This is a genomic window from Kocuria kalidii (assembly GCF_044462225.1).
Classification (GTDB): Bacteria; Actinomycetota; Actinomycetes; order Actinomycetales; family Micrococcaceae; genus Kocuria; species Kocuria kalidii.
The window spans coordinates 1-9,841 of record NZ_JBISWJ010000112.1 but is presented as its reverse complement, the minus strand read 5'-3'; the positions used below and the strand labels follow the sequence as shown (position 1 = coordinate 9,841).

The following is a 9,841-nucleotide window of genomic DNA, read 5'->3' as shown; positions in this document are numbered from 1 at the left end:
TCCTCGGCCTCCTCGGCGGAGGAGTCGCCCTCGCCGGAGGAGTCCTCGGCCGGCTGGTCCCCGGACGGGGCGGCGCCGGAGCCGATGACCGCCAGCACCTGGCCGACCTCCGCGTCCTCGTCCTCCTGCACCCGGATCTCCAGCAGGGTCCCGGCCACGGGGGAGGGGACCTCGGTGTCGACCTTGTCGGTGGAGACCTCCAGCAGCGGCTCGTCGACGGCGACCTCGTCACCGACCTCCTTGAGCCACCGGGTCACGGTGCCCTCGGTCACGGACTCGCCGAGCGCGGGCAGGGTGACCTCGCTGCCCTCGCCCGTCTCCTGGGCCTCGGCCTTCGGGGCCTTCTCCTGCCCGGAGTCCTTCCCGGAGGACTCCTGCTCGGCGGCCTCGTCGGTCGCCTCGGGGGTCTCGGCCTCGGTCGCGGCGTCCTCGGCCTCCTCGGCGGAGGAGTCGCCCTCGCCGGAGGAATCCTCGGCCGGGGCGGCCTCGGAGGAGGAGCCCGAGCCGTCCCCGATGACGACCAGCGGGGCCCCGACCTCGACGTCCTCGTCCTCCTCGACGAGGATCTCCTCGATCACTCCCGCCACGGGGGAGGGGATCTCGGTGTCGACCTTGTCGGTGGAGACCTCGACCAGTGCTTCGTCGACGGCGACCTCGTCACCGACCTGCTTGAGCCACCGGGTCACGGTGCCCTCGGTCACGGATTCGCCCAGTGCGGGCAGGTTTACGGTTTCTGACATGGTCCGACCGTCTCTCTTTCGGTGCCTTCGATGATGCGTTCGATGCTGCGGTCCGGGCGCAGGACCCGGTGCCGGGGTGCTGGGGAGGCCCCGCCCGGCGGGCGGGGCCTCGGTGCCGTCAGCCGTGCAACGGCGCGCCCGCGAGGGCCATGGCGGCCTCGCCGAGGGCCTCGTTCTGGGTGGGGTGGGCGTGCACGAACGCGGCGACGTCCTCGGGGTAGGCCTCCCAGTTGACGATGAGCTGGCCCTCGCCCATCTGCTCGCTGATCCGCTTCCCGATGGCGTGGAAACCGATGATCGGCCCGTCCTTCTCCCGCACGAGCTTGATGATGCCACCCGTGCCCAGGATCGAGCTCTTGCCGTTGCCGGCGAGGTTGTACTCGGCGACCTCGATGTTGTCCTCGCCGAACTTCTCCTTGGCCTTCGGCTCGGTGTAGCCGACGGAGGCGATCTCGGGCTCGGTGAACGTGACCTTGGGGACGTTCACGTCGTCGACGACGGCCGGGTTCAGGCCGGCGATCTCCTCGGCCACGAACCGCCCCTGCTGGTAGCCGCGGTGGGCGAGCTGCACGCCGGGGACGATGTCGCCGATCGCGTAGATGCTGCCCACGCCGGTGTGCAGGCGCTCGTTCGGGGTGACGAAGCCGCGGTCCATGGGGATGCCCTGCTCCTCGTAGCCCATGTCGGCGGTGTTCGGGCCGCGTCCCACGGCCACCAGGACGATGTCGGCCTCGAAGACCTTGCCGTCGGCCAGGGTGACCTTCGCGCCGTCGTCGTCCTGTTCGACCTTCTCGAAGAAGGTGCCGAGGCTGGACTTGATGCCGCGCTTCTTGAACTCCTTCTCGAGGATCTTGATGAGCGCGGGGTCCTCGTTGGCCACCAGGTGCGGAAGCCCCTCGATGACGGTGACGTCCACGCCGAAGGACTTCCACATGGACGCGAACTCGCAGCCGATCACGCCGCCGCCGAGGACGATCGCGCTCTCGGGGACGAAGTCGATCTCCAGCGCCTCGGTCGACGTCATGATCCGGCCGCCGATCTCGACGCCCAGGGTCTTGGACACGGAACCGGAGGCCAGCACGATGTGCTTGCCGGTGTAGGTGGTGCCGTCGACCTCGACGGTGTTCTCGCCCGTGAGCTTGCCGACGCCCTCGATGACCGTGACCTTGCGCATCTTCATGAGGCCCGTCAGACCCTTGAACTTCCCGGCGACGATCTTGTCCTTGTACTCGCGCACGGCCGCCATGTCGATGGAGTCCAGCGTGGTGTGGATGCCGTACTTTGAGCTCTCGCGGGCGTCCTCGGCCAGCTCGGCCGAGTGCAGGTAGGCCTTGGTCGGGATGCAGCCCCAGTGGAGGCAGGTGCCCCCAAGCTTGTTCTTCTCGACCAGGGCGACGGTGAAGCCGAGCTGGACGGCCCGCAGCGCGGCGGCGTAGCCGGCGCTCCCTCCGCCGAGGACGAGGATGTCGAATTCGTTGTCGGCCACGTGTTTGGCTCCCTTGCGCGTTGACGTCGTTCCGGGTGGGTCGCCCCCGTCCCGTGACGGGTTCGGTTCGTTCATACCTTAGCCCTACGCCGGAGGGAGCGACCAGGCGGATGCTCCCTCCGGTGCGGGGTGTCGTCGTGCCTCAGCCGCGGTCCGCGACGGCGTCCTCCAGCAGCCGGACGAGCGTGCGCACGCCCGCGCCCGTGCCCTCCGCGGGGGTGTAGCCGTAGGGCGAACCCTCGTTGAAGGAGGGTCCCGCGATGTCGACGTGCGCCCACGGCACCCGGGTGCCCCCGGCGCCGCCGACGAACTCCCGGAGGAAGATCGCGGCCACGAGCATCCCGCCGTTCTTGTCGCCGATGTTCTTGAGGTCGGCGACCTTGGAGTCCAGGGACGGGCGCAGGTGCTCCGGCATGGGCATGGGCCAGCCGTCCTCGCCGGCGCCGCGGGCGGCCTCGGCCACCGCTGTGCGCAGGGCGTCGTCGCCCATGATGCCGAACGTCCGCGCGCCCAGGGCCACCATCTGCGCACCCGTCAGCGTGGCGATGTCGACGACGGCGTCGGGGCCCTCCTCGCAGGCGGCCACGAGGCCGTCGGCGAGCACGAGGCGCCCCTCGGCGTCGGTGTTGAGGACCTCCACGGTGCGGCCGCCGCGGACGGTGATCACGTCGCCGGGGCGGGTGGCCGTGGAGGAGGGGAGGTTCTCGGCCAGGCACAGCCACCCCGTGACCCGCACCGGCAGACCCAGCTCGGCGGCCGTGAGGACGGTCGCGAGGACCGCGGCGGCGCCGGCCATGTCCGACTTCATGGTCATCATCGACGCCGGGGGCTTGAGGGAGAGCCCGCCCGAGTCGAAGGTGATGCCCTTGCCCACGTAGGCGTAGTGCTTGGCGGCGCGGGCCGGGGCGTACTCCAGCTTGACGAGGCGCGGACCGTGCACCGAGCCCTGTCCCACGCCGATCAGGCCGCCGTAGCCGCCCTTGGCGAGGTCCTTCTCGGCGAGCACCGTCACGGAGACCTTCGTGCCCCTGGCCGCCCGGCGGGCGTAGTCCGCCACGGCCTCCGGGTACATGACGTTGGGGGAGAGGTCCACGAGGGTGCGGGCGGCGCGGACGCCGCGCCCGAGGGCGGCGGCGCGGTCGAGGCACCGGCCCAGGGCCCCGCGGGCCACGTCCGGGGCGTGCACGACGGCGGAGGCCAGCGGGGCCTGCACGGAGCCGGCCGTCGCCGCCCGCTGGTGGGAGAACGCGAAGGCGCCGAGGGCGGCCCCCTCGGCGACCGCCGCGGCGTCCTGCTCGGTGGCCGCGGGCAGAGCGAGCACGGCGGACTCGGTCCCGGCGAGCCGTCGCACGGCCGCCCCCGTGGCCCGGCGCAGCACCTCGGCGCGCTCGTCGGCGTCCTCGGGCAGGTCGCCGACCCCGGTCAGCACCACCACGGTGAAGGGCAGCCCGGACGGGGCCGGCACCACGGCCACCTCGTCCGCGGCACCCTTCACGCGCAGGGCCGCCGCCGCGTCCACCACGGGGGCGAGCCGGCGCTGCTCTCCCGCGGGGAGCACGACCCGCCCCGAGCCGTCGCCGGCGGCGCCCTTCTCGACGGCGAGCACGAGCGCGTGCGCCGGTGTCCGGCCCAGGGCCTTGTGCGTGGCGGTGAGCTCGATGCCCCGGGGTTCGAGCAGGTCCTGTACATCGGGCATGGATCGTCCTTTCGCTGAGGTCGGGACCGCCGGGTCCGGCCTGGGCCGCTCCCGGCGGTCCGGCCCGTCCGGCGAGCGTGCTCCCGATCCTATCCCCGGCCGTCGCGTGCCCCGGGGCCCGTCGGCGGGCCCGGGCACGCGGGGCGGGCCGGGGAATAATGCGGTGCCCGGGGACGGTTGACATGATCCGGGCGCGCCGCCGCGGCGTGTCCCCACCGGCTTCCCCACGGACGCCCGGACCACCCCCACCCCAGGAGGAAGAGCTGTGCTGGACCCCACCTCGCTGTACCTGAGCAACCCCGCTCTGCTCGAGGACGCCCGGGTTCGTGGCCTGCCGCTGATCGTCGCCCTGTCCGGCTACGCGGAGGCCGGACACGTGGCCGTGCAGATCGAGCACACCCTGACGGAGGCCCTGCCGCACGAGGTCGTGGCCCGCTTCGACCTCGACCAGCTCTACGACTACCGCGCCCGCCGGCCGCACGTGAGCTTCGTGGAGGACCACTTCGAGGGCTTCCAGGGGCCCGAGCTCTCCCTGCGCCTGGTCACGGACGGACTGGGGCGCAGCTTCGCGCTGCTCACGGGCCCGGAGCCGGACCTGCAGTGGAACCGGTTCACGGAGGCCGTCGTGGGCCTCGCCCGCCGGATGGACGTCTCGCTCGTCGCCATCGTCTCGGGCATTCCCATGCCTGTGCCGCACACCCGTCCGTTCATCGTCTCGGTGCACGGCAACCGGGCCGACCTGCTGCCCACCGAGCACGCCTGGAAGCCGGTCGTCGAGATGAGCTCGTCGGCCGCGCAGCTCCTCGAGATCCGGCTGGGCGAGGCCGGCATCGACAACATCGGCTTCACCGTCCACGTCCCGCAGTACCTGGCCGAGGCACACCTGCCGCACGCGGCCGTCGCGGCCCTCGAGCACATCAGCGCCGTGACGTCGCTGAACCTGCCCTCCGACGAGCTGCGCGAGGCGGCGCGGGAGATCGAGCGCCAGATCGACCAGCAGGTCGGCGCCTCGCCCGAGGTGCAGGCGGTCGTCGCGGGACTGGAACAGCGCTACGATGACGTCGTCGATGCCTCGGTCCCGCGCTCCCTGCTGGTGGGCGACGCGTCCGAGCTCCCCGACGCCGACGAGATCGGCGCCGCGGCCGAGGCCTTCCTCGCCGCCCAGGAGGACGAGCAGGACTGACCCGCGCGGGCCGGCCCGGCACCGTCCCGGGGCGGCCCCGCCGTTCCGGGTCCCCGCCCGGCCCCGTCCCCCGAGAGCGAAGTGCATGCAGTCCGACCGCCGGCGATCCCGCGAGCCCGGCAAGGACTCCCGCCGGGCCTACCTGGTGTTCGCCGTCGGCACCTTCGCCTACTTCAGCGCCGTGGCCCAGCGCACCAGCTTCGGCGTCGCCTCGGTCGACGCGGCCGAACGCTTCGGGACCGCGGCCTCCGCGCTGTCGATGTTCTCGCTCATGCAGGTCCTGGTCTACGCCGCGCTGCAGATCCCGGTCGGCGTGCTCGTCGACCGGTTCGGCTCCCGCGTCATGGTCACCACGGGGGCCGTGCTCATGACGGCCGGCCAGGTCCAGCTGGCCCTGGCCGACACGGTGGGGGAGGGCGTGGCGGGCCGTGTGCTCGTGGGGGCCGGGGACGCGACCACCTTCGTGTGCGTGATGCGCCTGATCCCCGCCTGGTTCTCCGCGCTGCGCGTGCCGCCGCTCACCCAGTTCCTGGGCGTGGTCGGCAACCTCGGCCAGCTCGTGTCCGTCATCCCGTTCGCCTGGTTCCTCGACCTCACCGGGTGGTTCCCGTCCTTCGTGGCGCTGGCGTCCCTCGCGCTGCTCGCCGCGGTGCTCGCCGCGACCCTGCTGCGCAACGCGCCCCCCGGCACGGACGTCCTGAACCGTGAGCTGGGCCTGCGGCACACCGGGCGGGTGCTCCGGGAGAGCGTGGCCGAGCCCGGGACCCGGCTCGGCTTCTGGGTGCACTTCACGACCCAGTTCGCGGGCAACACCTTCGTGCTCATGTGGGGGTACCCCTATCTGCAGTACGCGCAGGGGCTGCCGGACACCACCGTCTCCGTCGTGATGACCTCCTTCGTGCTGACCAACCTGGCCGTGGGGCTCGGCCTGGGCGGGCTCACCGCCCGCCGCCCGCACCGCCGCGTGCGGCTGGCCCTCGGGGTCACCGCCGTGATCTTCGCGGCGTGGACCGTCCTGCTGGTGTGGCCGGGGACGGCCCCGGTGCCGGTCGTGCTGGCCGCGGTGTGCGTCATCGCGATCAGCATGCCCGCCTCGATGCTCGCCTTCGACATCACCCGCAGCTTCAGCCCGGCCCGCCGTGCGGGCACGGCCACGGGCATCGTCAACGTGGGCGGCTTCACCGCCTCGGTGATCGCGATCTTCGTCACGGGCCTCGTCCTCGACGTCCTGCACGCCGCGGGGTTCCGCGACGAGCTGTACGCCCCCGACGCCTTCCGGATCGCGATCGGGGCGCAGTTCCTGATCGCCGCGGCGGGAGCCGCCTGCGTGCTGGCCACCGCGCGGCGGGTGCGCCGGCGGCACGGTCCCGACGCCGTCTGACCCGCCGCACGCCCCCGTCGGCACTGCACCGCGCCGGGAATCGGGGCGCCGCCACGCCCGCGGTCCACAGCCCCGGGCCGCACCGGCTGCCGCCGGGGCGGCAGCACCCAGGCTGGGCACATGAGACAGCACCCCACCCGCGACCCCTTCGTCCCCGTCGTCCGGTGCGCCGCCGACCTGTTGGCCGTCGTGCCCCACACCCTCGGCTACTGGCCGGTGGAGTCCCTGGTCCTGTTCGCCGCCGGTGGCGGGACCGCGGGAGCCTGCGTGCGGGTCGACCTCCCGGCCGACCCGTCCGACGAGCGCTTCGCCGAGGCCTTCGTCGCCGAGCTCGCCGACCTCGTGAGCCACGACGCCCTGAGCGACCGGGTCTTCGTGATCGTGTACACGTCCTCGCCCGCCGGGGAGGAGCCGGGAGCGCCCGTCGCCGCGCCCGAGGTGCCGGCCGTGCTCGCGCTCGCGGACGAGGCGGTCCGACGCGCGGGGCGGGTCGTGGCCGCACGGTGGATCCTCTCCGGCGACCGCTGGTGGCCGGCCGACGACCCCGCCGGCGTCCAGGACGTCACCGGCATCGCGGACAGCGCCGTCAACGCCGCGCTCGTGGCGTCGGGCAGCTCCTACGCGGCCGCACCGCGGCAGGCCATGGACCACGAGTACGGGTCGCTGCCCGGCGGGACCGACCGTGCCGTGGTGCGCGGCGCCGTCCGCTGGGCCCGTGCCGGGCACGGGTCCTGGCACCGCCTCGAGCGCCTGGAGCGGATGCTCCGTCTCTGGGACGACGTCCTCTCGACGGTGCTGGGCGCCCCCGGGGACCCGGTGTCCGCGGTCCTCGGCCACGACGACGACCTGCTCGGCTTCCTGGCCGCGAGCCTGGCGGACCCGGTGCCCGCCGACCTGCTCCTCGCGGCCTGCGCCACGGACGACCTCCCCGGCGTCCTCGCGGCGGCGGCGATGTGGGCCGAGCTGTGCGACGACGACGCCGGCGACGATGCCGGCGGGCCCGGTGCGGGCGGCCCCGGTGCCGCCGGGGACGTCGACGGCGTCCCCGGCGGGCCCACCCGTGCGCCGGGCCCCCCGGGTGTCCCCCCGGTGCCCCGCGGACCGGCGACCGCGTGCGATCGGGAGGCGGCCCCTGCCAAGACCGCCCCGGTCCCGGTGCCCGACGCCGGGGAACTGGTCCGGCTCTCCCGGGTGCTCGCCGGCGAGTGCGCGGACGCTCCGGACTGGCCCCGGCTCGACGCGCTCTACCGCGTGCTGCAGGTGCTCAGCTGGCTGCTGGAGCCTCCCCCGGCCGGCGTCGGCCGGTCCGCAGCGGCGGACGAGGGACCGCGGTGGGACGGGTCGGACGGTCCGGAGGAGGCGCTGCGGCGCGGGGTGCTGGCGGGCGTGCTCGTCGAACTGGCCCAGCTCAACCGCTTCCGGGCGCGCGGATCGCACACCGCCCACTTCGTCCGCCGGGCCACGGCCCTGGTCCCGGGCCATCCGCCGGGGCTGCGCGTGCTGCGTCTCGCCGACGCCCGGCCCGTCCCCCTGTGGGCCCGCGACCGGGCCACCGCCTGGCACTCCTGAGCGGGGGGCGCCCGAGCTTTTCCGGGTTCGGCCGGCGGACCGGGAACAAATCCCGCCCGGGGGTGGTTCCGGCTGTCAGGACCCTTCAAGCCCGCCGCGCCGGACGATGCCCGGAGCACGGACTTGACAGGGTCATAGGCGTGTTGCCCCGAGGGCGGACGCCGTGACCGCTCAACGAAAGGCTCTCAGTGTCACCTGCCGCCAGCAAGAAGACGACGGACGCCGCCGCCGAGGCCCCGGACACCGGGGACGCTCGGTCGCCGTCCGGAACCGAGCCCACGGGCACGTCGCCGCGGGCGAAGACCGCCGCGTCGAAGTCGACCGCGGCCAAGAAGACCGTGGCCGCCAAGAAGACCACGGCGGCGAAGTCCACCGCCGCCGGCCCGGGCGCGCCGAAGAGCGCCACCGCGGCCACGTCCACGAGATCGACGGCCGGCAGGTCCACCGCGACCCGGACCGCCGCGGGCAAGGCCCCGGCCGCCAAGAAGGCGGCGGCCCCGAAGAGCACCGAGGCCCAGCGTGCCGCGGGGGAGCTCGAGGAGGACGTCGTGGTCGCCGACGACGTCGAGATCGAGACCGCCCTGACCGACGAGGCCGGAGTGGTCGACCCCGACGTGGACGAGGACGAGGAGGCCGCGCCCGAGGACGGGGCGGCGGTCCCGGCGCCCAAGGACGAGAAGACCTCCGGCTTCGTCATCACCGCGAACGACGACGACGACGCACCGGCCCAGCAGGTCGTCTCCGCCGGTGCGACCGCCGACCCGGTCAAGGACTACCTCAAGCAGATCGGCAAGGTCGCCCTGCTGAACGCCGAGCAGGAGGTGGACCTGGCCCTGCGCATCGAGGCCGGACTGTACGCCGAGCACAAGCTCGCCGACGGCAAGGACTCCCTCGACCCGCAGACCCGCAAGGAGCTGCGCTGGGTCATCCACGACGGGAAGCGCGCCAAGAACCACCTGCTCGAGGCCAACCTGCGCCTGGTCGTGTCGCTGGCCAAGCGCTACACCGGCCGCGGGATGCTGTTCCTGGACCTCATCCAGGAGGGCAACCTCGGTCTGATCCGCGCGGTCGAGAAGTTCGACTACACCAAGGGCTTCAAGTTCTCCACGTACGCCACGTGGTGGATCCGCCAGGCGATCACCCGGGCCATGGCCGACCAGGCCCGCACCATCCGCATCCCGGTGCACATGGTCGAGGTCATCAACAAGCTCGCCCGCGTCCAGCGGCAGATGCTGCAGGACCTGGGGCGGGAGCCGACTCCGGAGGAACTGGCCAACGAGCTGGACATGACGCCGGAGAAGGTGGTCGAGGTGCAGAAGTACGGCCGCGAGCCGATCTCCCTGCACACCCCGCTGGGCGAGGACGGCGACTCGGAGTTCGGCGACCTGATCGAGGACTCCGAGGCCGTGGTCCCCGCGGACGCCGTGAGCTTCACCCTGCTGCAGGAGCAGCTGCACTCGGTCCTCGACACCCTGTCCGAGCGGGAGGCCGGTGTCGTGGCCATGCGGTTCGGGCTGACCGACGGCCAGCCCAAGACCCTCGACGAGATCGGCAAGGTCTACGGCGTGACCCGTGAGCGCATCCGGCAGATAGAGTCCAAGACGATGTCCAAGCTGCGCCACCCGTCCCGCTCGCAGGTGCTGCGCGACTACCTCGACTGACCGGCCGCGTCCGCTCCCCGGGCCCCGCCCAGGACACCGCGCCGGTGCGGGGCCCGGCCCGGGGAGCGACCGGAGGACCCGCCGCGGCGTCGCCCGCGCGCCGACCGGTCCGCGGTGCCGGCGTG

General features: G+C 73.5%; 7 protein-coding genes. 4 read left to right on the top strand and 3 right to left on the bottom strand.

Annotated features, from left to right (window positions below):
• From ACH9D3_RS16625 to ACH9D3_RS16615, 3 genes are all read right to left on the bottom strand, one after another.
• Positions 1-740 (bottom strand): biotin/lipoyl-containing protein (locus ACH9D3_RS16625; RefSeq protein ID WP_396411773.1); only part of this gene is annotated, 740 nt, incomplete at its 3' end.
• 118 nt (positions 741-858) lie between these two features.
• On the bottom strand, positions 859-2,226 hold the full coding sequence (lpdA, locus tag ACH9D3_RS16620; protein WP_396398394.1) for a dihydrolipoyl dehydrogenase: 1,368 nt from the start codon (positions 2,224-2,226) through the stop codon (positions 859-861).
• A 142-nt stretch (positions 2,227-2,368) separates the two neighbouring features.
• On the bottom strand, positions 2,369-3,922 hold the full coding sequence (locus ACH9D3_RS16615) for a leucyl aminopeptidase (RefSeq protein WP_396411772.1): 1,554 nt from the start codon (positions 3,920-3,922) through the stop codon (positions 2,369-2,371).
• A 265-nt stretch (positions 3,923-4,187) separates the two neighbouring features.
• Here ACH9D3_RS16615 and ACH9D3_RS16610 point away from each other — a divergent pair, with 265 nt between their 5' ends.
• From ACH9D3_RS16610 to ACH9D3_RS16595, 4 genes are all read left to right on the top strand, one after another.
• Positions 4,188-5,105 (top strand): proteasome assembly chaperone family protein, encoded by a 918-nt coding sequence (locus ACH9D3_RS16610; protein ID WP_396398392.1) that lies wholly within the window; start codon positions 4,188-4,190, stop codon positions 5,103-5,105.
• 85 nt (positions 5,106-5,190) lie between these two features.
• Entirely contained in the window at positions 5,191-6,486 is a 1,296-nt protein-coding gene (locus tag ACH9D3_RS16605; protein ID WP_396411771.1) for an MFS transporter, read from the top strand.
• 120 nt (positions 6,487-6,606) lie between these two features.
• Entirely contained in the window at positions 6,607-8,055 is a 1,449-nt protein-coding gene (locus ACH9D3_RS16600; protein WP_396411770.1) for a DUF4192 family protein, read from the top strand.
• 188 nt (positions 8,056-8,243) lie between these two features.
• The gene (locus ACH9D3_RS16595) at positions 8,244-9,716 is read left to right on the top strand and encodes an RNA polymerase sigma factor (protein WP_396411769.1); all 1,473 of its coding nucleotides are present in this window, start codon (positions 8,244-8,246) and stop codon (positions 9,714-9,716) included.
• The last annotated feature ends 125 nt before the right edge of the window (positions 9,717-9,841 follow it).

Coding starts and splice junctions, on each gene's coding strand:
- ACH9D3_RS16615 (WP_396411772.1), bottom strand. CDS start 3,922: ATGCCCGATGTACAGGACCTGCTCGAACCCCGGGGCATCGAGCTCACC.
- ACH9D3_RS16605 (WP_396411771.1), top strand. CDS start 5,191: ATGCAGTCCGACCGCCGGCGATCCCGCGAGCCCGGCAAGGACTCCCGC.
- ACH9D3_RS16600 (WP_396411770.1), top strand. CDS start 6,607: ATGAGACAGCACCCCACCCGCGACCCCTTCGTCCCCGTCGTCCGGTGC.